Source organism: Ilumatobacter fluminis, assembly GCF_004364865.1.
GTDB classification, from domain to species: domain Bacteria; phylum Actinomycetota; class Acidimicrobiia; order Acidimicrobiales; family Ilumatobacteraceae; genus Ilumatobacter; species Ilumatobacter fluminis.
Genome location: NZ_SOAU01000001.1, coordinates 2501722 through 2524476 on the forward strand (window position 1 = coordinate 2501722; position 22755 = coordinate 2524476).

The 22755-nt window shown below is 67.8% G+C and carries 22 protein-coding genes and 1 tRNA gene; 17 read left to right on the forward strand and 6 right to left on the reverse strand.

The genetic code is table 11. From position 1 onward, the window contains the following. Window positions 1-55 precede the first annotated feature (55 nt). The 13 genes from BDK89_RS11390 (at window position 56) to BDK89_RS11450 (ending at window position 13322) form a co-directional block, all read left to right on the forward strand. Complete coding sequence (locus BDK89_RS11390; RefSeq protein WP_133869056.1) at window positions 56-1537, forward strand: protein adenylyltransferase SelO; 1482 nt, start codon at window positions 56-58, stop codon at window positions 1535-1537. A gap of 88 nt (window positions 1538-1625) precedes the next feature. Next, a complete protein-coding gene (locus tag BDK89_RS11395) occupies window positions 1626-2105 on the forward strand; it encodes a pyridoxamine 5'-phosphate oxidase family protein (protein WP_133869057.1) in 480 nt (159 codons plus the stop codon). Between the two features lie 20 nt (window positions 2106-2125). Continuing rightward, window positions 2126-2202 (forward strand) — tRNA-Val (locus tag BDK89_RS11400). 256 nt (window positions 2203-2458) lie between these two features. Continuing rightward, complete coding sequence (locus BDK89_RS11405; RefSeq protein WP_133869058.1) at window positions 2459-3082, forward strand: TetR/AcrR family transcriptional regulator; 624 nt, start codon at window positions 2459-2461, stop codon at window positions 3080-3082. Next, window positions 3079-4296, forward strand: a complete 1218-nt coding sequence (locus BDK89_RS11410; RefSeq protein WP_133869059.1) for an acetyl-CoA acetyltransferase — start codon at window positions 3079-3081, stop codon at window positions 4294-4296. Before BDK89_RS11405 ends, BDK89_RS11410 begins: the two co-directional genes overlap by 4 nt. A 20-nt stretch (window positions 4297-4316) precedes the next feature. Next, window positions 4317-5777: a carotenoid oxygenase family protein gene (locus BDK89_RS11415; protein ID WP_133869060.1), complete on the forward strand. Its 1461-nt coding sequence runs from the start codon at window positions 4317-4319 to the stop codon at window positions 5775-5777. 70 nt (window positions 5778-5847) lie between these two features. After that, on the forward strand, window positions 5848-6732 hold the full coding sequence (locus BDK89_RS11420; protein WP_133869061.1) for a GNAT family N-acetyltransferase: 885 nt from the start codon (window positions 5848-5850) through the stop codon (window positions 6730-6732). Window positions 6733-6737: 5 nt separating this feature from the next. Next, entirely contained in the window at window positions 6738-7352 is a 615-nt protein-coding gene (locus BDK89_RS11425) for a TetR/AcrR family transcriptional regulator (protein WP_133869062.1), read from the forward strand. Window positions 7353-7399: 47 nt separating this feature from the next. After that, a complete protein-coding gene (locus tag BDK89_RS11430; protein ID WP_133869063.1) occupies window positions 7400-8308 on the forward strand; it encodes a hypothetical protein in 909 nt (302 codons plus the stop codon). Beyond that, the gene (gene malQ / locus BDK89_RS11435) at window positions 8305-9807 is read left to right on the forward strand and encodes a 4-alpha-glucanotransferase (protein WP_133869064.1); all 1503 of its coding nucleotides are present in this window, start codon (window positions 8305-8307) and stop codon (window positions 9805-9807) included. Before BDK89_RS11430 ends, malQ begins: the two co-directional genes overlap by 4 nt. 480 nt (window positions 9808-10287) lie before the next feature. Further along, complete coding sequence (locus tag BDK89_RS11440; RefSeq protein ID WP_133869065.1) at window positions 10288-11655, forward strand: pyridoxal phosphate-dependent decarboxylase family protein; 1368 nt, start codon at window positions 10288-10290, stop codon at window positions 11653-11655. A 24-nt stretch (window positions 11656-11679) separates the two neighbouring features. Then, window positions 11680-12531, forward strand: a complete 852-nt coding sequence (locus BDK89_RS11445; RefSeq protein ID WP_133869066.1) for a crotonase/enoyl-CoA hydratase family protein — start codon at window positions 11680-11682, stop codon at window positions 12529-12531. Then, window positions 12528-13322 (forward strand): SDR family NAD(P)-dependent oxidoreductase, encoded by a 795-nt coding sequence (locus BDK89_RS11450; RefSeq protein WP_133869067.1) that lies wholly within the window; start codon window positions 12528-12530, stop codon window positions 13320-13322. Before BDK89_RS11445 ends, BDK89_RS11450 begins: the two co-directional genes overlap by 4 nt. A gap of 6 nt (window positions 13323-13328) precedes the next feature. Here BDK89_RS11450 and BDK89_RS11455 read toward each other — a convergent pair whose 3' ends face one another. Then, window positions 13329-14087, reverse strand: coding sequence for an inositol monophosphatase family protein (locus BDK89_RS11455; RefSeq protein WP_166657529.1), 759 nt, complete (start codon window positions 14085-14087; stop codon window positions 13329-13331). 25 nt (window positions 14088-14112) lie between these two features. Here BDK89_RS11455 and BDK89_RS11460 point away from each other — a divergent pair, with 25 nt between their 5' ends. From BDK89_RS11460 to BDK89_RS11470, 3 genes are read left to right on the forward strand one after another with little or no spacing between them, the layout of a single operon-like run. Beyond that, on the forward strand, window positions 14113-14697 hold the full coding sequence (locus tag BDK89_RS11460) for a hypothetical protein (RefSeq protein WP_243839152.1): 585 nt from the start codon (window positions 14113-14115) through the stop codon (window positions 14695-14697). Window positions 14698-14718: 21 nt separating this feature from the next. Then, window positions 14719-14982 (forward strand): hypothetical protein, encoded by a 264-nt coding sequence (locus tag BDK89_RS11465; RefSeq protein WP_133869070.1) that lies wholly within the window; start codon window positions 14719-14721, stop codon window positions 14980-14982. Then, a complete protein-coding gene (locus BDK89_RS11470) occupies window positions 14975-16018 on the forward strand; it encodes a DUF2510 domain-containing protein (RefSeq protein ID WP_166657530.1) in 1044 nt (347 codons plus the stop codon). The genes BDK89_RS11465 and BDK89_RS11470 overlap by 8 nt, the downstream gene beginning before the upstream one ends. 6 nt (window positions 16019-16024) lie before the next feature. On the opposite strand, the gene BDK89_RS21780 is transcribed toward BDK89_RS11470, so the two are convergent. Beyond that, window positions 16025-16966 carry a hypothetical protein gene (locus BDK89_RS21780; RefSeq protein WP_166657531.1) on the reverse strand — a complete coding sequence of 314 codons (942 nt, stop codon included), beginning with the start codon at window positions 16964-16966 and terminating at the stop codon, window positions 16025-16027. Between the two features lie 168 nt (window positions 16967-17134). On the opposite strand from BDK89_RS21780, the gene BDK89_RS21785 reads away from it, so the two are divergent. Further along, window positions 17135-17839 carry an alternative oxidase gene (locus BDK89_RS21785; RefSeq protein WP_166657532.1) on the forward strand — a complete coding sequence of 235 codons (705 nt, stop codon included), beginning with the start codon at window positions 17135-17137 and terminating at the stop codon, window positions 17837-17839. 52 nt (window positions 17840-17891) lie between these two features. Here the strand turns inward: BDK89_RS21785 and BDK89_RS11485 are convergent, their stop codons facing one another. The 4 genes from BDK89_RS11485 to BDK89_RS11500 form a co-directional block, all read right to left on the reverse strand. Beyond that, window positions 17892-19088, reverse strand: a complete 1197-nt coding sequence (locus BDK89_RS11485) for a hypothetical protein (RefSeq protein WP_166657533.1) — start codon at window positions 19086-19088, stop codon at window positions 17892-17894. Window positions 19089-20236: 1148 nt separating this feature from the next. Further along, window positions 20237-20554: a hypothetical protein gene (locus tag BDK89_RS11490; protein ID WP_133869075.1), complete on the reverse strand. Its 318-nt coding sequence runs from the start codon at window positions 20552-20554 to the stop codon at window positions 20237-20239. Between the two features lie 53 nt (window positions 20555-20607). Further along, complete coding sequence (locus tag BDK89_RS11495; protein WP_133869076.1) at window positions 20608-21444, reverse strand: hypothetical protein; 837 nt, start codon at window positions 21442-21444, stop codon at window positions 20608-20610. A 466-nt stretch (window positions 21445-21910) separates the two neighbouring features. After that, window positions 21911-22648: a hypothetical protein gene (locus BDK89_RS11500; RefSeq protein WP_166657534.1), complete on the reverse strand. Its 738-nt coding sequence runs from the start codon at window positions 22646-22648 to the stop codon at window positions 21911-21913. Window positions 22649-22755 lie beyond the last annotated feature (107 nt).

Here is a 22755-nt window from a genome sequence, read left to right on the forward strand (position 1 = left end):
TCACGGCGACCGAGGGGGCCGTTTGGGACGCGCGTTCTCCAGCGATACTGGAGCCATGTCGACCGCAGTTTCCGACATCGAGCTCACCAGCACGTACCGGGCGACGCTGCCCGAACTCGCCGTCGATTGGGAGGCGGCCGAGATGCCCGATCCGCGTCTCGTTGCGTTCAACGACACTCTGGCCGCCGATCTCGGGCTGGCGGCCTTGCGCGACCAGGTCGACGTGCTCGCCGGCCAGCGGCTGCTGCCCGGCTCCCATCCCGTCGCCATGGCGTACGCCGGGCACCAGTTCGGCAGCTACAACCCGCAGCTCGGCGACGGCCGCGCGCTCCTGCTCGGCGAGGTGACCGGGCCCGACGGGCAGCGGGTCGATCTCCACCTGAAGGGTTCGGGTCGCACCCCGTTCGCACGTGGCGGCGACGGTCGAGCGGCGCTGGGCTCGATGCTGCGCGAGTTCCTCTTCGCCGAGGCGATCCACGCGCCCGGCATCCCGACCACTCGGGCGCTGGCCGTGGTGACGACCGGCGACCGGGTCCACCGCGCCGGCGACGACGTCGGGGCACTCCTGGTGCGCGTCGCTGCGAGCCACCTGCGGGTCGGCACGTTCGAGTATGCAGCGAGGCTTCCCGACCGGTCGGTCTTGCAGCGCCTCACCGACCAGGCGATCGAGCGGCATCACCCGGGCGCCGCCGATGCGGACGTCCCGGCGTTCGGCCTGCTCGATGCGGTCGTCGGGGTCCAAGCCGAGCTGATCGCCCAGTGGATGCTCGTCGGCTTCGTGCACGGCGTCATGAACACCGACAACACGACGATCTCCGGCGAGACGATCGACTACGGCCCGTGTGCGTTCATGAACCGGTTCGACCCCGACACCGTGTTCTCGTCGATCGACCACGGCGGCCGATATCGCTATGCGCATCAGCCGTCGATCGCCGAGTGGAACCTGACCCGACTCGCCGAATCGCTGCTCCCACTCGTGGTCGCCCCCGACCAGGGGAACGTGGACGACGCGGTCGCCGAGGCTCGCTCGGTCCTCGAGACGTTCATGCCTCGGTTCCGGACCGCCTGGGAAGCCGGGATGCGCCGCAAACTGGGCCTGCTCGACGAGCACGACGGCGACGCCGAGCTGTTCGACGAACTGGTCGCCGCGATGCGCGACGACCGGGCCGACCTGACCCTCACGTTCCGCATGCTCGCCGACGAGGCCCGGCGCAGCACGCAGTTGGTGTCGGCCCCGCTCGACCATGGCGAGGCGGTCGGTGCGTGGGTCGACGGCTGGACGGCGCGGCTCGAACGCGAGGGTCGCGATGCCGATGCGGTCGCCGCCGCGATGGACGCCGTCAACCCGATCTACGTGCCGCGCAACCACCTGGTCGAGGAGGCGCTCAGCGCCGCTGCCTCGGGCGACATGGAACCGTTCGGCACGATGCTCGACGCCGTGACCGACCCGTTCACCGCCCGCCCCGGCCTCGAACGCCACGCCCGCCCGGCGCCCGACGATTTCGACCGCACCTACCAGACCTTCTGCGGCACCTGACGAGATGGGAGCATGGGGTCGGATACGTTTCGTCGGCCCCGACGAAACGTATCCGACCCCATGTCGTGCTGTATGCGAGGCTGCGGGGATGAGTTCGATCGCCGACATCGCACCTGCGTTCATCGAGACCGCACACCGGATCGTCTGGGCGACGGTCGCCTCGGTCGACCCGCAGGGCCGACCGCGCTCTCGGGTACTGCACCCGATCTGGGAGTTCGACGGCAACCGCCTCGTCGGCTGGATCGGCACCGCTCCGACGCCGGTCAAGGTGGCCCACCTCGAACACACCCCGTTCGTGTCGGTGAACTACTGGGATGCTCAGCAGGACATCGCCACCGCCGAGTGCAACGCCGAACTCCTCACCGATGACGAGACCTGCACCCGGGTCTGGAACCTGCTGAAGGACGGCCCCGAGCCGGTCGGGTACGACCCGACCATGATCCCCGTCTGGAACGAGCCCACCGACGAGACGTTCGTCGCCATGCGGCTCGATCCGTGGCGGCTCCGGGTGTTCCCCGGTTCGATGCTGCTCGAGGGCTCGGGCGACATCCTCGACTGGCACGCCTGACCGGTAGGATCTCCCGCTCCGGGCGTTTAGCTCAGTTGGCTAGAGCGCTTCCCTTACAAGGAAGATGTCGGGGGTTCGAGTCCCTCAACGCCCACCAGCGGTGTCAGGTTGTTGATGTCGGGTTGATGGTGTCAGGTCCGGTACCACCCCGCCCATGGCGCTGACGCTGCGTCTCACCGACGACGAGAGGCGCTGCCATGACGTTGCCGCCCGGACGGCGCGTCATGACGTCGCGCCGTCTCGACTCGAGCTTGCGAACATCACGGCTCGACTGAGCTCGCTCTCGCCAAAGTTGGAGTGACACTCGACTTCGGTTTGACAAGTTGGAGTCGCACTACAACAATGCTCGGCTCATGGGGGCCGAACCGCACACGAACACCGGACGGGCGGCGAAGACGCGTCTGCGGCTCGTCGAGGCGGTCCGGAGCACGATCGAGGACGAAGGTGCCGTGTCCGCCGGCGAGGTCGCCAGGCGGGCAGGAACGTCGTCGGCGACCTTCTACAACTACTTCGAGTCGCACGAGGTCGCCGTCGCCGGTGCGTTCGACGCCGCGATGGTCGACCTGGTCGCGTTCGTCGAGCACGAACTCGACGTCGCCGAACTCCTCGATGCCGAGCTGACACCGTTCCTCGAAGGCTGGACATGGCGTGCGTTCGGCTTCTTTCGCGAGAACTCGGTGGTGTTCGACCTCGCTCGGTCGCTCCATCTCCGCTCGCCCGAGATCCGCACGATCTACCGCGAGCGCGAGGCCGAGGCACTCGCCCACTACACCCGCTTCGTCCGCCTCGGCCAGCGGGCGTCGGTCATCCGCGACGGCGACACCGACGCGATGGCCGAGGCGATGATGCTCACCTCGCAGGGCTGGAACCATCCCCGCGTCCTGTCGTGCGAACGCAACGGTGCACTGCACTGCGAGATCGTGCATGCCATGGCGGCGCACCTCGCCCCACCCAGCAAGCAAGGAGACCCGGCATGACCTACGTGCTCGGCGGCTACCAGACCGACTTCGCCCGCAACCTGCGCCGCGAGGAACTGACCCTCGACGACCTCGTCGAGGAGATCGTCCGTGGCACCCTCGGCAGCGCCGCGATCGACGTGGCCCAGGTCGAGAGCATCCACGTGGGCAACGCGTTCGGTCAGCTCTACACGGGCCAGGGGCACCTCGGCGCCATGCCGGCCACCGTCGTGCCCGAACTCGCCGGCGTACCGGCGATGCGGCACGAGGCCGCGTGCGCATCTGCCTCGATCGCCGCACTGGCGGCCATGGCCGAGATCGAGGCGGGCCGCTACGACGTCGTGCTCGTGCTCGGTGCCGAACAGGAACGAACGATGCCCGGCATCCAGGCCGCCCAGGTGCAAGCCGCGGCGGCGCACGTGCCGACCGAGACCGGTGGCGACCTGCCGATCTGGCCGGCGATGTTCGACCGCATCGCCGACGAGTACGACCGCCGATTCGGCGTCGACGATGCCCATCTGCGCTCGATCGCCGAACTCAACTTCTCCAACGCCCAGACCAACCCGAACGCCCAGACCCGAGGGTGGAACCTCGGACCCGAGATGTTCGCCGCCGACGACCACGCCAATCCGGTCGTGGTCGGCCGCCTGCGCCGCACCGACTGCACCCACATCACCGACGGCGGAGCGGGCGTCGTGCTCGTCTCGGAGCGGTGGATGGCGCAGCACCGTCCGTCGGTCGACGAGGCCCGGATCGTCGGGTGGGGGCACCGCACCGTCGGCCTGCCGCTCGAGCCGAAGCTCGCCGCCAGCCGGAACGACGCCTACGTGATGCCCCACGTGCGCCAGGCCATCACCGACGCCTGGAAGCGGGCCGGGGTCGACGACGTCGCAGCGATCGACGCGATCGAGACACACGACTGCATGACGGCGTCGGAGTACATGGCCATCGACCACTTCGGCCTCACCGAGCCCGGGCGGTCGTGGCAAGCGATCGACGACGGCACGATCGCCCGAGACGGCGCCACGCCGATCAATGCGAGCGGCGGCCTGCTCGGCGGCGGCCACCCGGTCGGATCGACCGGCGTCCGCATGCTCGTCGACGCCTGCAAGCAAGTGCGCGGGACGGCCAACGGCTACCAGGTCGACGGCGTCCGCCGAGCACAGACCCTGAACATCGGCGGCTCGACCGCCACCACCGTCAGCTTCGTCGTCGAACCCGCCACCGCGGGCTGACCCTCCCCAGGAGCACCACCGTGAGAGTCCAGATCCACGAAACGTTCGAGTCGGGCCTGCCCGCCGACGACACCCACCCGTACCGCACGGGCGCCTGGCGCCCGCAGACACGCGAGTACGACGCATGGGACCTCGACGTGGTCGGCGAGATCCCCGACGACCTCGCCGGCACCTACATCCGCAACACCGAGAACCCGCTGCTCCCCTCGATCGAGCGCTACCACCCGTTCGACGGTGACGGCATGCTCCACTCCATCTCGTTCGCCGCCGGGGAGGCGCAGTACCACAACCGGTTCGTGCGCACCGACGGCTTCGTCGCCGAACGGGAGATGGGCCAAGCGCTCTTCGCCGGCGTCGCCGAGAACGTCAACGCCGCCAAAGAGTCGTGCGAACTCGGTGCGCGTCCGAACATGAAGGACGCGTCGAGCACCGACGTGGTGGTCCACAACGGGAAGGCGCTATCGAGCTTCTGGCTGTGCGGCGACCTGTACGCCTTCGACCCAGTCACCCTCGAGGCACAGGGCCGCGAAACCTTCGGCCTGCCCGACGGCGTCGGCATCTCGGCCCACACCAAGATCGACGAGGTCACGAACGAGCTGCTGTTCTTCAACTACGGAACCGAACAGCCGTACATGCACTACGGCGTCGTCGGTGCCGACGGCGGACTCGCCCACTACATCGACGTGCCGCTGCCCGGCCCTCGCCTGCCCCACGACATGGCGTTCACCGAGCACTACTCGATCCTGCCCGACCTGTCGATGTTCTGGGAGCCGAGCCTGATCGAGCACGGCATCTACCTGCCGTCGTTCCACCGCGACGTCCCGACCCGGTTCGCGATCGTGCCGCGCTACGGCACCACCGAAGAGATCCGCTGGTTCGAGGCCGACCCCACCTACGTCCTGCACTGGATCAACGCCTACGAGGACGGCGACGAGATCGTCCTCGACGGCTTCTTCCAGGAGACGCCATCGCCCGATCCGATCCCCGAGTGGTCGTTCGATCAGAACCTGTTCCGCTACCTCGACCTGTATTCCATGAACGCCAAGGCCCACCGTTGGCGGTTCAACCTGCGCACCGGCGAGACGAAGGAAGAGCACCTGTCGGAACGCATCCAGGAGTTCGGGATGATCAACGGCCGCTACGGCGGTCGCCGCCACCGCTACTCGTTCAACGCGCTGCCGTGCGAGGGCTGGTTCGGCTTCAAGGGCGTCATCAAGCACGACGTCGACAGCGGCACCGAGGAGATCCTCGAACTGCCCGATGGAGTGTTCGCGAGCGAAACGGTCATGGCCCCGCGCCTCGGCTCCACCGCCGAGGACGACGGCTACCTGATCACGTTCACGATGGACGTGAACGACGACCGCTCCGAGTGCCTCGTCGTCGACGCCGCCGACATCACCGCCGGGCCGATCGCCCGGATCTCGCTGCCGGAGCGCATCAGCTCGGGCACCCACGGCTTCTGGAGCCCCGCCGACGCCTGACCCGACGGGACGGCGACGAGCGTCGCGAACCCACCGCCGACGGACCCCGTCACTCACGTAGGTTGCCGACATGGGCGCAGCGGTCGAACGGCACCTGTCGGGGATCGATGCGGTTGTGGCGACGACGGAGCTGCTGCAGCGGAACCGGGCGATGCATCCCACCGCCGGCATGTACGAGGCGGCCGACTTCCAGTGGTGGTGGCGGTCGCCCCGCCGAACCGACGAGTACCCGCAACTGTTCTGGTTCGACGACGACGGCCCGGTCGCCGCGGCGATCGCAACGGCGTGGGGTGAGGCAACAGCTCTCGACCCGCTGCTGCTCCCCGACGCCGACGACGACTGGGCCGAGTCGGTCGTCGGACGCGGCCTCGAACACGCGGCAGCACACGGGATCGGACACGTCGAGCTGGAGGCAGTTCCCGACGGACCGGTCGAGCGGGCACTGCTCCGGAACGGGTTCACGCCCGGCGACGGCGGCTACGTCGAAGGCTGGATCGACGCCGCCGCCGTTCCGGCCGTGTCACCGATCGCCGACGGCTACTCACTGCATCGACGAACGGACCGCACCGATCGCCCCCACCACTACATCCGGCGCAGCGGCGCCGACGTCGAGGCACGGCTGCTGCAGACGTCGCTCTACTCGCCCGATCGTGACCTGCTCGTCGAAGACGACGAGGGCGACGCCGTGGCGTCGGGCCTGTTCTGGTTCGATCCGGTCACGCAAACCGGTCTCGTCGAGCCGATGCGCACCGAGGACGACCATCAGCGCAAGGGCTTGGCGCGGCACCTGCTCACGAGCGGTCTCGCACTGCTCGCCCACGCCGGCGCCGAGCGGGTCAAGATCTGCTGGAGCCCCGACAACCCACCTGCAGCGAGCCTGTACCTCGACGTGGGGTTCGTGCCCGACCGTCGTACCCGGATGTTCGCCGGGCCGACGGGCTGCGTGCCAGGCTGAACGTCGTGGCACGACCACCCCAATCCGACGAGGAACGCTCGGCGAAGCGTCGCCAGATCCAACGCGCGGCGATCGAGCTGTATCGGGAGCGGGGTTCCGACGTGACGGTCCGCAACGTGGCCGACCGTGCCGGTGTCTCCGTCGGCACCGTGTACTCCTACTTCGACAGCCTCGCGACGCTCATGCGTTCGTTGTGGACGGGCGCCGTCGCACGGGTCAACGTCGAGTTCATCGAATTGGCGAGCGAGTTCGACGAGCCGCTCACACGCATCCGAGCCCTGCTCGAGCGCTACGTGCAGTTCGCGCTCGACGAGCCCGAGGTGTACCGGAGCGCACTGCTGTACGTACGACCACCGTCGCACGATCAACCCGAACCCGACCATCCCGACGAGCTGCCGTTCCACGCCCTGCTGGTGACGGCGGTGCGGGAGGGGCAGGGCGTCGGCACGATCGTGGCGGGCGAGCCCGAGCGGTTGGCGCAGGTGTTGTGGGCAGGTGTCCACGGCGCTGTTGCGCTGTCACAGAACATGTCGATCTATCGGCTCGAGGGCCCCGCCGAGCTCGGACCGACGGCGATCGACCTACTGCTGCGCGGCATCCGTGTTCCTCCCACCGGGTGACACGACCGTCCGGTCGATACGACGCACGCCGCACTAGGTTCACCGGGATGCGACCACTTCTCTGGTGCACCGTCGCACTGGCACTGTCGGCATGCGCCGCTCAGCCGTCCGACGACAGTGCCGGATCGGTCCCGCTCGACAGTGTGCCGACCGCCGATGACACGATCCCGGCAACCATGGTGCCCGACACCGCAGCGCCGACGACCACCGCTCCCCCGGTGACCACCGCTCCCCCGGGAATCACGATGCCACCGGTCGACCCGCGGTTCGCTCCACTCGTCGGTCGGTGGGCGCACTACGACGTCGTCGCCTACGAGGACGGCACCCTGAAGACGCTCATCATCAGCTACGGCTTCAACGACTTCACGGCCGTCGACGGCGAGCTGATCGACCAGGGATCGTTCTGCTTCTCCGAGCAGCGAACCGACCAACCGATCGAGACGTCGCTGTCGGACGAGGCGACACAGGCCATCCAGCCGCCGCCGACTCCGGTCACCGTCGAGGAGATCGACGACACCCTGCGCATCACACGGCCGGCGACGCCCACACCCGTCGGCATCGAGCTCGACGACCCGGCGAACGAACCCCTTCCCACCGACCCGAACGATCCCCGGATCATCGACGACGACGGCGACGGCAACCCCGGGATCACCGTCGACATCCGAGTGAGCGACGAACTGACCGGCGAGCTCTACATCGCCCGGCGAGAGATCTTCGCCTACCAGGCGTACCTGACCGACCCCGACACCCTGCAGGGCACGGTGACCGACGACTCCGAACAGCTCGTCATCGGAGCGAGCGACCCGGTGTTCGACATGGCGACCGAGTGGGTGCAGTACGCCGATCTCGACAAGAGCCCGATCATCCTGAAGCGAGTCGACGAGGACTGGGACTGCGACCGTCTCGCCGCCGAACGGGACGCACTGTTCCCGCCGACTCCGGAGGTCGACTGGTGACCGAGACCGCACCGTTCCCGTCCCGCTGCTACGGGGTGCTCATGCACCCGACGTCGTTCCCGGGCCCCGAACCGATCGGCACCCTGGGTGCCGAGGCGCACGAGTTCGTCGATTGGCTGGCCACGACCGGAGCGTCGATCTGGCAGATCCTGCCGCTGACCTACCTCGGCAGCGAGGACTCGCCGTACTTCAGCCCGTCGTCGTTCGCCGGCAACACCTGGCTCATCGATCTGCGCGAGCTGGTGGCGGCCGGTCTCATCGCGGGCATCGGCACCCCGCCCCGGGGCGACGAGACCCAGGTCGACTTCGAGGCGATGCGAACGTGGAAGGCGCCACTGCTCGACGCAGCGGCCGGCGCCTTCCTCGATGACGACGGCCACCCCTGGTGGCCCGACTACGAGCGCTTCGTCGCCGAGTCCCCGTGGTTGGCCGACGTGTGCCACTTCATCGCACGCAAACACGCCGACCCCGTCTCGCCGTGGTGGGACTGGGATCCGGCGATCAGGCGGCGCGAGCCCGCTGCGCTTGCCGCCTCGGCGATCGAGCACGCCGCAGCGATCGAGCGCGAGCAGGTCTTGCAGTTCTTCTTCGACCGGCAGTGGCAGGCGGTGCGTGCCCGAGCCAACGCGGCCGGCATCGTGGTGCTCGGTGACACGCCGATCTATGTCGCGCCCGACTCGGCCGACGTGTGGGCACACCAGTCGCAGTTCCAACTCGACGACGACGGCCGGCTGACCGCCCAGGCCGGCGTGCCGCCCGACTACTTCAGCGAGACCGGACAGCTGTGGGGCAACCCGATCTACCGCTGGGACGTGATGGCCGACGACGGATTCTCGTGGTGGATCGACCGGCTCGGGCGAACCCTCGATCAGACCGGCATCGTCCGCATCGACCACTTCCGCGCCCTGTCGGCGTACTGGTCGGTCCCCGCCGACGACGAGACCGCGATCGACGGGACGTGGATGACCGGCCCCGGCCAGGCGTTCGTCGACGCAGTCGGGCAGGCGTTCCCGTCACTCCCGATCGTCGCCGAAGACCTCGGTGACCTCGACGACGACGTGCTCGCGCTGCGCGACCGGAACGACCTCGTCGGGATGCGGGTCTTGCAGTTCGGCTTCGACGGACCGCCCAACGATCACCATCCGAGTCGCATCGTCGAGCGCAGCGTCGTCTACACCGGGACGCACGACAACGACACCCTCGCAGGATGGTGGACATCGTCGCCGCGTCGTCGCAAGGAGCGCGTCCGCCGCGACACCGGGATGCCGCCCAGGGTCCGCACCCGCAAGGCCGTGTGGTCGCTGATCGAGACGGTGCTCGCGAGCCCCGCTGTGGCCGCCGTCGTCCCGGTGCAAGACCTGCTCGTCCTCGGTAGCGAGTCCCGGATGAACCTCCCCGGCACGGCGACCGGCAACTGGCAGTGGCGTCTCCGCCCCGGCGCGCTCACCGAACGCCTGGCGAGCGACCTCAGGTCCCTCGCCGAGTCGACCAACCGCTGAGGGCCGGCCACCCGCACCGCACACCAGTCCTCGGTGAACCTCGTCCGAAAACCCGGACCACCCCCACCGAGAACTCACCCACCAACCCCGACCACCACGATCTCGGTGAACCTCGTCCGAAAACCCGGACCAGAGCCACCGAGAACCCACCCACCAACCCCGACCACCACGATCTCGGTGAACCTCGTCCGAAAACCCGGACCAGAGCCACCGAGAACCCACCCACCAACCCCGACCACCACGATCTCGGTGAACCTCGTCCGAAAACCCGGACCAGAGCCACCGAGAACGACACCACCAGCCACGTCACTGCCTCCAGAGAACGACAACTGCCCCACCCACCGCGCCAGACCCTCCACCCCCACGAGCCCACCGACCCGGCCCGATCACCGAGAGAACTCGCCCGCCGAGGGGCCGGGGCGGCCATGGCTCCTGGGAATCCGGGCCGGTCGAGGGTCGGGGTCGTGGGAGCATGGTCGGATGGACGAGCTGAGTGCGGTACGTGACGCGGCGGAACGGGCGTTGGCGTACGCCGCGACCATCGACGAGCGGCGGGTGTTCCCCGACGCTGGTGCGGTCGATGCACTGTCGGCGCTGGGCGGGACCGTGCCCGACGGCGAGTCCGACGTCGCCGAGACGCTCGAACTGCTGGCCGAGGTGGGCGGTGCGGCCACGGTGGTCAACACCGGCCCGAACTACTACGGGTTCGTCACCGGGGCGACGCACCCTGCCGCACTCGGCGCTGCGATGATCGCAGCCGCCTGGGACCAGAACGCCGCGTTGCCGGTCATGTCGCCGGTGGCAGCGACGCTCCACGACGTCACCCGCGAGTGGCTCGTCGACCTGTTGGGCCTCGGTGCCGACACCGACGTCGCGTACGTCACCGGGGCGACGGTCGCCAACGCCTCCTGCCTCGCTGCCGCGCGGGACGCGCTCCTCGCCGAGGTGGGGTGGGACGCTCCGGCCCAGGGACTGTTCGGGGCCCCGCTGATCCAGGTGGTGACCGGCCGCCAGGCGCACTCGACGGTTCGGAAGTCGTTGGGGTTCGTCGGACTCGGCTCCGAACGGATCATGACGGTGCCGTCCGACGATCAGGGCCGCATGCGTGCCGATCTGCTCCCCGATCTCGACCCGGCCGACGGCCCGATCCTGGTGTGTGCGCAGGCCGGCGAGGTGAACACCGGAGCGTTCGATCCGTTCGACGAGATCGCCGACTGGACGGAGGCTCGCGGTGGCTGGCTCCACGTCGACGGCGCATTCGGGTTGTGGGCCCTGGCCGATCCGACGCGTGCACACCTCACCGCCGGGCTCACCCGGGCCGACTCGCTGGCCACCGACGGCCACAAGTGGCTGAACGTCACCTACGACTGCGGGATCGCGCTCGTCCAGCGACCCGGCGCACTCCGGCGGACCTTCGCGTCGATCGCCGGCTACCTGCCGCCTGCGAGCGGCTTCGAGGCGATGCACCACACACCCCAGTCGTCGCAGCGTGCCCGCCAGATCGAGGTGTGGGCGGTCTTGCGTGCCCTCGGCCGGACCGGTCTCGCAACATTGGTGCAGCGTGGGTGCGACGGCGCCACGGCGATCGCCGAGCGGCTGGGTACGAGCGACGGATTCGAGATCGTGAACGACGTGGTGCTCAACCAGGTGCTCGTCATCTATCGCGATCCGGCTACCACGGCGAGGCTGATCGAAGCCGTGCAGGACGACGGACGGATCTGGTGCGGTCCGACCTCGTGGAACGGGGCGACGGCGATGCGGATCAGCGTGTCGTCGTGGAAGACGACGTTCGACGACGCCCGCCGGGCTGCCGACGTGATCACCGAGGTCGCCGCCTCGCTCGGCTGACTCGCCGCCCGCGAGCATGCGGGCATGGGGAACGCAGTTCGCGAAGAAACACACGGCCATGTGCGGCGGCTGACGCTGTGCCGACCCGATCGGTACAACACGATCACACCGGAGCTGCGAGACGAACTCGGCACTGCGCTCGACGTGGCCGAGCGCGACCCGAACGTGCGAGTGATCCTGTTCGACGCCGAAGGCCCCGCGTTCTGCGCCGGCTACGGACTCGATTGGTCGACCGACGCCCAGTCCGGCGAAGAGCAACGCGACGAACGGGTGTGGGACTCGGTGCGCGACCAACACATGATCGGTTCGTTCGCCGACACGTGGGCGAAGTTGCACGACTGTTCGAAGCCGACCGTCGCTGCCGTCCAGGGGTGGTGCATCGCCGGGGGCACCAACATCGTCTTCAACGCCCACCTGATCGTGGCCGGCGAGAGCGCCCGGTTCGGTTATCCACCGTCGCGGGTGTGGGGCATTCCGGAGGCACCCTGGAACTGGGTTGCCCGGATGGGGCTCCAGCGGGCACGCCGCTACATGCTCACCGGCGACGAGTTCACGGCGGCGCAAGCGTTGGAGATGGGCGCCGTGCTCGACGTCGTCCCCGACGACGAGTTACACGAACACGCGATGTCCTTGGCGCAACGCATCGCCCAGGTCCCGGGCAATCAGCTCGAGATGATCACCTGGTCGTTGAACGCCGTCGCCGACGAGATGTACGACCCCAGGGCGTCGCGCCGGCTCGGCACCTTGTTCGACGGGGTGGCCCGTCACACCCAGGAAGGACTCGACTTCGTCGAACGATCGCAAGAGGTCGGTTTCCGCGAAGCGGTCCGCGATCGGGACCGCCCCTTCGGCGACTACGGCGAGCGGCGCCCGTGAGCCGGCTGGAGGGCGCCGTCTGCGTCGTCGTCGGCGCCGGGCAGCAGCGCGGCGCGACGATCGGGAACGGGCGAGCCACCGCGATCCGGTTTGCCGAGGAGGGGGCACGCCTCGTCCTGGTCGATCGTGACGCCGAGGCCGTCGAGGCGACGCTGGATGCAGTCGCCGAGATGGGAGTCGAGGCCGTGCCGCTCGTCGTCGACGTGACCGATGCCGGGGCGCCCGAGCGGGTGATCGCCGCAGCGGTCGAGCACTTCGGGCGGCTCGACGTGCTGCAGAACAATGTGGGTATCGGGGCCGGCGACCGGCCGCCCCACCGACTCGACGAGGACGTGTTCGATCGGATCGTCGAGGTCAACCTGAAAGCGACGTGGCGGCTGTGCAAAGCCGCCATCCCGACCATGCGGGAGCAGCAGCGGGGCGCCATCACCAATGTGTCGTCGATCGCGTCGATCGCCGGCACCCAGATCGCCGCCTACCGGATGTCGAAGGCTGGTGTCGACGCGCTGACCAGGAATGTGGCCGTCACGAACGCCGCACACGGCATCCGGTGCAACGCCGTGCTCCCCGGCCTGATCGACACGCCGATCGGCGTCGATGCCGCCGCCGCGGCGTTGGGCGTCGACCGCGACGAGTACGCCGCGAAGCGAGCAGCGCAGGTGCCGATGCGACGTCAGGGAACGGCCTGGGACGTCGCGAACGCCTCGTTGTTCCTGGCGAGCGACGAAGCCGCCTTCATCACGGGCGTCTGCCTCCCGGTCGATGGCGGCCAGACGGCCAGAATCGGCTGAGCCGCCTCACGCCCGACGGGCGGCGAGGATGGCCTCGAGCAGTTCGGGTGTGGTGGCCACGACCGGCCCACGGCGAGCGGTGTGATCGAGGACGCAGAGGTCTCGGTCGAACACCTCGGCGGCGACACACCCCGCCTCTTCGGCGATCAAGACCGAGGCAAGGTAGTCCCAGACCCCGTGCTGGTCGTTCATGTCGACGAAGGCGTCGGTGACGCCGCCGGCAACGTTGCAGATGTCGGGCGCCGAGGCACCCATCGCCCGGAACTGGGCCCAGCCGTAGTGATGGGTCGGCAGACCCGACACCCCGACGAGCGCCGCCGACAGGTCGGTGGTCGCGTTGGGGCGGCACCGCTCGCCGTCGAGGAAGGCGCCTCCGCCGCGAGTCGCCGTGTAGACGGCGCCCGAGGCGTGGTTGGCGACCATGGCGACGGCGGGACCGTCGTCGTCGACGAGGCACAACGCGGTGGCGAACCAGGGGATGCCGTGGGAGGCGTTGGTCGATCCGTCGAGCGGGTCGACGACGACGATCGGGGCGTCGCCGTCTGCGCCGTCGGGTGCGGTGACGCCGCTCTCTTCGGACAGGACTCGGTAGCCCGACCGGTAGAGCACGTCGAGGCACGCCTGGTCGGCGTCGAGGTCGACGGCGTACTGGCCGTCACGCCGACCGGACGCTCCCCAATCGGTATTGGAGGCGAGCACAGCGGCGACGGCGTCGGCCGCCGTACGGAACGTGTCGAGGGCCTGGGAGGGGTTGACTGCCTTCACGCTCCGTGACGGTAGTGTCCATGACGTGGCAGTGATCGACGTCGCGGGTTTCGTGGCGGACCTCAAGAGCCAAGCAATCGACTTTGGCTTCCATGTGCACGACGAACGGCACTTCGTCGAGACGTACTCCCTCCGCCAGTTGTGGGAGGTCGACCTGCACCCCGAAGAGGCGTGTGCGGGCCCGATCGACCTGCACCTGTCGCTCGACGTCGACCCGAGGGCACTCCTCGGCTTCGAGGACGAGGTCATGAAGATGGACGACCTCGAGGACGAACCGCCGACCGGGTTCACGTTCCCCCTGCTGTTCACGTGGACGCTCCCGCCGCTCACCGACCCGCCCGACCTGCTCGTGCTCGCCACCGATCTCGCCGGCGTGGGCGGGATGGGTCTGCCCGTCGAGGTGTCGGCGATCGACTCGTTCCCGAGTGTGACCGACGCCCCCGAGCGAAGTCTGTCGCTCGTGGCCCGCATCAACATCGATTTGGCCGACGTGTACCTGAACACCGACATGAACGAGGACGGCGCCATCGCCCAGGCCCTCGAGCGGTGCAAGCACGTCAGCCTCTACCTGCTCGACCGGGCCGGCGCCTGGCTGGGCGACACCTTCTGACCCAGAACCGAGGAGCGAACGTTGGAACTCGAGGATCGTGACGGTCTCACCGTCGCCGAACTGATCGACATCCTGAGCCACCATCCGGGCGACGCCATCGTCGAGATGTCGATCGTCGCGCCGGTCAAGGACGGCGACGACGACATCACCGTCGACCGGTACAACGTCGACGGCGTCATGCCGTGGCAGGACGAAGGTGAGGACGGCGACGTCGTCTGGTTGATCGGCGGCGAAGATGCCGACGTCGATGTCTTCATCGACGCGATCGAACAGCCGGATGCCTGACGCTCCCGGGTTCGAGCCACCGTCCGGCCCACCCGCAGGCTGGTATCCCGACCCGTACAACCCTGCACAGCAGCGCTACTGGGACGGCCGCGCCTGGGACCTGACGACGCCGGCGTTCGGCTTCGCGCCGACCGACACGGACGACTTCCCCGACATCGGCGACTGGCTCGACCGGTCGTTCCGCAACGCGTACAAGCGTTGGCGTGCCGTGACGCTCATCGCCCTGGTCACGGCGCCGATCACCACGGCCGCGAGCTATATCGCCATCGACCGCTTGGCAGACGGCCTGGTCATCACGAGCGACGAGGTCGAAGGATGGAGCAGCGACCGGCTGCCCGTCGTGATCGTGCTACTCGTCGTTGGGATGCTCGCCAGTGCGATCGGCGGACTCGGCATGGCCCGACTCCTGCTCGACACGGTCGACGGGGACGAACCCGGCTCGACCGGCGACGAGATCGCCGCCGGGTTCCGGGCGCTCGGTCGTGGCCTGGCGACACTCCCCCGAGCGATCGGCTGGTTCGTCGTCCTGATGGCCGCCGTCATCGCCGCCACCCTGGTCGCGATCGTGCTGATCGCGCTCGTGCCGCCCCTCGCGATCCTGCTCATCCTGGTCGGCATCCCGTTCGGGGTGTGGCTCGGCATCAAGTGGGCATTCGTGCTCGTGGCGATCATCGACCGTCCGGGCGCCCCGTTCGCACGGTCGAGCGAGGTCGCACGGGGCCGCTGGTGGTCGACCTTCGGCCGATTGCTCCTGCTCGGCATCATCATGTGGCTGATCTCGCTGCTGATCCAGACCGTCGGCACGATCGCCACGGGCGGCGGGTTCGGCGGCTTCGGGTCGGGTGGCACTACGACGATCGAGATCGACAGCGACGGCAACTTCGACCCGGTCGTGCTCGACGACGAACTCGACTTCGGATGGTGGTTCATCGTCGTCACCTCGATCACCTCGATCGTCGGCACGATCCTGGCGTCGAGCGTGACCGCCGCCGCCATGTCGGTGCTCTACCGCACCCGCAACCGCCGCGACGCCTGATCCGACTCAGTCCGGCACGAACACGTAGCTCAGGACGGCGCCGCTGACGTTCCCGAGTGCAGGGTCGATGGAGCCGGTGGCGGACTGACAGATCAACCAGATCGTGTGGCTCCCGGCCGCAACGTCGAACACCCTGGAGCCGGCCAGCTGTCCGATGCTGCCGTCGCTGCCGGCCGACTCCCACCCCTGAAAGGGAGTCTGGAGCTCGGCTGCGTCGGAGATCGTGCAGAAGATCTTGGCGCCCGGTGATTGGTCGGACACCGTGGCCGACGAGTGGACCACGATGGATCCGGGACCGGGCGCCTCGAGGTCGAACGAGGTCACGTCGACGATCGCTCCGTCGACGGGCAACTGCGTGAGGTCGGTCGGGTCACCCGAACTGCCCACCATCGTCGACGTGCGTTCGAGGACGGCGAGACGCTGTTCGATCTGGTCGAGGCCCGAGGCCGTGTAGTAGCCGGTGACGTCGGCGAGCACGAACACGTCGCCGAACCGGTTGTAGAGATCGATCGCCCCCGCCGCCGACACCTTCACGTCGACCTTGTTCGGCGTCGCCGCCTGGCCGGCCACCCAGTTGAGATTCGATGCCGTCGGGCGCTGCACGTCGGACGGGTAGATGGTGAGAAACGAAGCGGCGGTCGGCTCGACGATCGTCACGTTGAGCGCAACACCGCTGATGCCGTTCGGGACGACACAATCGCCGTTCGATCCGGCGACCTGCTGCTCATACGTCTCGTCGGCCCGGAGCGGGGTCGACCGGGGCCCGACGTTCTCGTCACCCGGGCGGAGGTCGAACAAGCGGCACGGTGTGACCGGAACGAAGGTGGTTTCGTCGACGTCGACAGCTGCGTCTGCTCGCCAGTCGGCGACCACGAGAGCGCCGAGCACGGCGACCACGATGCCGGCGACGAAGGCCGTGACGGAACGCGGCGTGATGGTGATGGACATTCGCTTCCCCTTCCGGCGCACGAGAATCCTCGCCGTCCGCCCAGGGCACAACCCTACGTGATCACGCGCGTTCGGCCCGTTCTGCCACCTGTCCGGAGAAGCGTCGGTACCCTGGACGACGTCGCCACCGACGGCCAGAACGCTTCCCGACCCACCCCAGGAGGAGCCGTGCCGACCGCACACGAGATCGCCCCCGACCAGCTGTTCGCCGAGGCCGACCGTGCCCGCTCCGAGGCGCCCCGTCGTTTCGGGGTTCCGGCACGGCTGCTGTTCGCAGCCCTCGACCTGCTGTACGGCCGAGCGTCGACGTTGGAGAAGTTCCGCGTGCTCGAGGTCGTGGCACGGGTGCCGTACCAGGCCTGGGAGCAGGTCGCGTTCGTGGCGATCACCCACACCCACGAACAGCCGTCGTTCGCACGCGACATCCAGCAGCGGGTGCGAGGCGCCCGGTCGCAGCAGGACAACGAACTGCTCCACCTGCTGATGATCGAGGAACAACTCGATCAGCGGCGGTTCCGGCGGTCGTGGATCCGGGGCCGGTTGCTGCCCCAGGCGATGGCGTTCGTCTACTACCAGATCTCCTGGCTCCTGTACGTGGTGCGACCGCAATGGTCGTATGCGCTGAACGCCGACTTCGAGCACCACGCGCTGCACACGTACCTCGACTTCGTCGACGATCACCCCGAGTTCCACGACACCCCATGGGTGAGCGACTTCCAGGACGACTACGCGCCCTGGTCGACGCTCGCCGAGTTCTACACGAGCATCGCCCTCGACGAGCGCAGCCACCGTGACGAGTCGATCGCACTCGTCGCCGCGGCCCGCTTCGGCGACTCCGCCGACGGAACCTCGGACGCTCCGAGCGCCGGCTAACGCATCGACGCCCCTCTCGGATCGGCCGTATTCGAGTCGTCGAGGGCGCCGGTCAGCCTGTCGCGTACGCGTTCACGTCGACGACCACATGCACCGTCGCCGAACCGAACACACACACCTCACCCGACGAACCCAACTTCACCGTCACCGAGTTCGCCACCACACCACCCGCAACGAAATTCACATTCGACGCCGTCGGCACATCCCCACCACACGGAAACACCGTCAGATGACCCGCCTCATCACCACGAACCGCCGTCACGTTCAACACCACCGCACTCGCCGACTCCGGCACCCCATGCCGACCAACCACCGGCACCACCAACACCGACCCACCATCGACCACACCACCACCAGCCAACACACCATCAACCGTCACCCCACCCAACCGAGAATCCACCAACCGCCCCGGCACCACCGGCACCACCGCATCCTCACCCGACACATACGCGTTCACGTCGACGACCACATGCACCGTCGCCGAACCGAACACACACACCTCACCCGACGAACCCAACTTCACCGTCACCGAGTTCGCCACCACACCACCCGCAACGAAATTCACATTCGACGCCGTCGGCACATCCCCACCACACGGAAACACCGTCAGATGACCCGCCTCATCACCACGAACCGCCGTCACGTTCAACACCACCGCACTCGCCGACTCCGGCACCCCATGCCGACCAACCACCGGCACCACCAACACCGACCCACCATCGACCACACCACCACCAGCCAACACACCATCAACCGTCACCCCACCCAACCGAGAATCCACCAACCGCCCCGGCACCACCGGCACCACCGCATCCTCACCCGACACATACGCGTTCACGTCGACGACCACATGCACCGTCGCCGAACCGAACACACACACCTCACCCGACGAACCCAACTTCACCGTCACCGAGTTCGCCACCACACCACCCGCAACGAAATTCACATTCGACGCCGTCGGCACATCCCCACCACACGGAAACACCGTCAGATGACCCGCCTCATCACCACGAACCGCCGTCACGTTCAACACCACCGCACTCGCCGACTCCGGCACCCCATGCCGACCAACCACCGGCACCACCAACACCGACCCACCATCGACCACACCACCACCAGCCAACACACCATCAACCGTCACCCCACCCAACCGAGAATCCACCAACCGCCCCGGCACCACCGGCACCACCGCCGGGTCGTCTCCGAGGTAGAGATCGACGACCGTGGTCTCGCCGGCAGCGACCTGCACCGTGGCGCTGGCCTCGAGCCACGAGCCATCGGGCGCTTGCCATCGTGCAACGATCCGATAGTCGGCACCGGGGTGCAGACAGCCGAGGAGGAAGGTGCCGGCCGGTTCAGCGCTGACGTCGGCTCGACAGGGATTGACGTACGCATCGGCAGCAAGGGGGTCGACGCTCACGATGGCGGCGGCATCGTGGGCAGGGGTGCCGTCGGGCAAGAACAGCCTCCCCGTCACGACGGCCTCGGGCTCGAGATCGATGGACAGGGTGCGGTCGCCGCCCGTCATGGACACGACGGCGGCCTCGGAGCGGACCGGCGTGCTGTCGTACCACTCGTCGGCGAATCCTGGCGTCCGGCTGTTGACGAACACCCGGTAGTCGTCGAGCGGCACCGCTTCGAACTCGACGACACCGTCGATCGTCGGCCCATCGATCACCGCCGGCGAACCGAGCGATTGACTACCTCGAACGAGATACACCCACGCGTCGGCCGGTTGGCCGCCGGCGCTGACGTCGACCGTGATCGTCGAGGTCGTCGACAGGACGAACTCGATCTCGGTCACGAGCGGTCCGCCGACCATGCCGAGTGACACAGACTGGGGTAGCAACTCGTGCCGCTCCGGCGGCGGATAGGCGGTGGCCCCGATCTCCCACTCACCAGGCGGCAGGTGCGACCCATCGCCCACCGTCAGCTCGAAGCGGCCATCGGCATCGACGGTGAGGGTACTCGAGTACGTCGTGCCGACGATGTACGTGTGCACACGAGCACCAGCGATCGGCGCGCCACTCCCATCCACCACCCGCCCGGGAATGGTCGTCAACGGCACCACGGTCGTGGTCGTCGTCGGTGGCGGCACCGCTGACGATGCGTCGGCTGCGACACCGCAGGCTGCGAGCACGAATCCGAGAACCACGAGCAGCACGGTCGATGCCGGGTGCCTCTGCCCCGACGCGTCACCCTGTGTTCGCACCTCGCCCCGCTCGATGACGAGCATGGTGTCACCCGCGACCACGCTCGGCAAATCACAGGTGTTCGTAGGGCGGGTGGGGATCGAACCCACGACCCGGGGATTATGAGGTCTTCCACCCCCATGCGGTGTAGCCCCGAGCGTTTCCCCTGATAGTTGCAGGTCACGACCCGCCGGTCTGGGACGTGTTATTCCGCTGAGTCCAACCAGATCAGAATGGGGTCGCCGTGGAAGAGAGTCAACCTAAAGTTCTCGGGAGAGAGCAACATCACACGATCACCGAACGAGCTGGGGAAGACCTTGGCTACGACGCTCTTCGCAAGTACCGCATTCGCAACCTCGCCGCCGCTCCCGCTGATCATTGACTGAACGACCTCCTCCGCAAGCCGACGCACAGTCTCCTGATTCCCGATCACTCGCATTCCGTCCTGCAACTCGCGGGTGTCAATCTCGGCCACGTCCGACCGGCGTAGAAGGACCTCGTAGATGTCGAGTTCGTCGTTCATCTCGGTTCTGGAGGGTATCGAGACGTTGATCAGTGCGAGCGGCCGCCAGCCGTTCAAGATCCCTGGGCGGACTTCTTTGACGGCGATCCCGTGCGATGGTTGGCGAGGTCGACGATCTTCACACGCGCCTTAGCGTTGACGAACTTGTTTGCGACGACACGCCTGCGCCGCGCGAACCGGCTTCCTCGCCACCGGCTCAGCATGCGCATCGAGATCCAACCCTGCTCCTCCAGGGCGAGCAATCCGGTTCGAATGGTGCGTTCGCCGAACGGGTACGTGACATGACCAGAGGGACGCCGGTCACCACCAAACCAACCAACCGGACGGCACCACTCGCCCGTGCCAGCCACCGAGGGGGGCTGCGGATCGAAGCGTTCCGCAGTCATTGCGCAGTAGTAGGCCGCCAACTCCGGGGCGCCCCATAGGCCGAATCGAGGATCAGAAATTACGGGACCGTGCACGTTCACGTAGCTGTTGCCCGGTACTTGACCCGCACGAGCCCCTGGATCGTCGAACTCCTCTTCACTCCCATCGTCCCGCAGGACGATGATGTCCGGCCGCCGACCGGCGGCGAACGGTACCCGCCTGACGAGCTTCCTGCGCTCAAGAATCTGAAGCTGGGCGCGCACCCACTCACGCTTCTTGTCGACGATCTCCGGGTCATACATGGCGTCTTCAGGCAGCGTCATCGTGAACACGTGGGGATCCCGACAAAGATCGTGCAGGTCCTCATAGCTGATGTTCCGGCGGAGGACGAGTCCGGGCGTGCGCTGACCGGCGTGTTCCGGCCAGAGCGCAATGCCCCGCAGCACGAGATCGAGCTTTGCAGCGCCGACTTGCCTCTTTCGCAGCATCTCCGCCGCGGCACCGGCGACGTAGGTCTCGCGCACGCGAAAGACATGCTTGCCAACAATTCCAGGCCGGTACTGATAGCCGGCCCTCGTCGAGCTTGACTTGGCCATGAGGTGGTGTCGCCTTAGTGTGTCGGATGGAGATCCCGTGGCAGGCGCTGCTCGCATACGAGACGACCAGCGCCCGCCACGGGGGCCTGTCCAAGACCGACGCACCCATACGATGGGCGCCGACCGATCGGACAATGCCAGCTAACAGGCTGATCTGAGTTCTGACCACCGATTCTCGATCGTCCCCCTGCGTGCGGTGCCGCCCAAGAGGAGTCCACTCTCTGGCAGTACATCATCTAAAACGTCTATCCTCTAGCACGGCGTGACGGGCCGGGATCAGACGGCACGAGCCGCAGGGACCTGACGGCACGAGCCGCAGGGACCTCTGAATCAGGAATCCATCGCGGCGGAACACTGTCTATGGGCCGCACCCCTACGCCTGCGCCACCCGGATCTAGTCGGTTCGACCCTGCAGGCGATCCAGAACGTCGGCGACCCGCCAAAGGTCAGTCCTCACCGCGCCTTGGTCCTCGATCGGGACGACACCTCCATGATGCTTGACCGCACGCCGGTGCGCGTTCAGCCGTGTGAGCGCTTCGTGGCCGTCGTCGCCAATGAGGTCTGCAGCGCGAGCACGGTCGAGAAGTGCAGGGAATCGGGTGTTATTGCCGGCAGCAAGCACGGAACGGAGGACGATCTCGAGCGCCGTGTGCATCTCCTCCAGTCCGATCTCATCGGGCAGGTCTCCAACGATCCAGCGTCCGATCTGCTCGTCTGCGAGAGTAAGGCGATCGGAGAGCGGGTGGCCTCGATCGGGTGGGTCGAGTATGGGCCAGAAGACGCGTGGCTCGTCGTCCCGCGACGACACGACGACGTCGGATGGGTACGGACTCAGTGTGTCACCGACGCACAATTCCACGAAGCGCGCTACTAAGGACCGAGCGACGCGAACCGCAGTTGCGCCATGGCCGCGACCGGTGAACCCTTCCGCGACGATTGGGAGCTCGCGCTCGAGTTGTTGAGCCCATGCAGCGATGAGAACGCCGGGTCCGTCCGCGATGAGTTCCCATTCGGAGAGTCGTCCACCCCCTCTCCGCCGGAACCGAACATCGAGACCGAGTCGGCGGCCGCGCGCTTGGGCGGCGCGCATCAACGCCCGGACGAGGTCATCAAACTCGTTGCGGACCTTCACATCCGTGCCGTATCCCGCCACGACTAGATCAGTCCTCGATCTTGGGCGTGCCGTTGGGTCCGATGCCGCGTCCGCCCGGGACCTGGCTCCATGAGCTGCTCAATGTG

What these genes read in the sequence shown, in the direction of transcription:
- BDK89_RS11390 (WP_133869056.1), top strand. Translation starts at nt 56, where the DNA reads ATGTCGACCGCAGTTTCCGACATCGAGCTCACCAGCACGTACCGGGCG.
- BDK89_RS11395 (WP_133869057.1), top strand. Translation starts at nt 1,626, where the DNA reads ATGAGTTCGATCGCCGACATCGCACCTGCGTTCATCGAGACCGCACAC.
- BDK89_RS11405 (WP_133869058.1), top strand. Translation starts at nt 2,459, where the DNA reads ATGGGGGCCGAACCGCACACGAACACCGGACGGGCGGCGAAGACGCGT.
- BDK89_RS11410 (WP_133869059.1), top strand. Translation starts at nt 3,079, where the DNA reads ATGACCTACGTGCTCGGCGGCTACCAGACCGACTTCGCCCGCAACCTG.
- BDK89_RS11420 (WP_133869061.1), top strand. Translation starts at nt 5,848, where the DNA reads ATGGGCGCAGCGGTCGAACGGCACCTGTCGGGGATCGATGCGGTTGTG.
- BDK89_RS11430 (WP_133869063.1), top strand. Translation starts at nt 7,400, where the DNA reads ATGCGACCACTTCTCTGGTGCACCGTCGCACTGGCACTGTCGGCATGC.
- BDK89_RS11440 (WP_133869065.1), top strand. Translation starts at nt 10,288, where the DNA reads ATGGACGAGCTGAGTGCGGTACGTGACGCGGCGGAACGGGCGTTGGCG.
- BDK89_RS11445 (WP_133869066.1), top strand. Translation starts at nt 11,680, where the DNA reads ATGGGGAACGCAGTTCGCGAAGAAACACACGGCCATGTGCGGCGGCTG.
- BDK89_RS11470 (WP_166657530.1), top strand. Translation starts at nt 14,975, where the DNA reads ATGCCTGACGCTCCCGGGTTCGAGCCACCGTCCGGCCCACCCGCAGGC.
- BDK89_RS21780 (WP_166657531.1), bottom strand. Translation starts at nt 16,966, where the DNA reads ATGTCCATCACCATCACGCCGCGTTCCGTCACGGCCTTCGTCGCCGGC.
- BDK89_RS11490 (WP_133869075.1), bottom strand. Translation starts at nt 20,554, where the DNA reads ATGAACGACGAACTCGACATCTACGAGGTCCTTCTACGCCGGTCGGAC.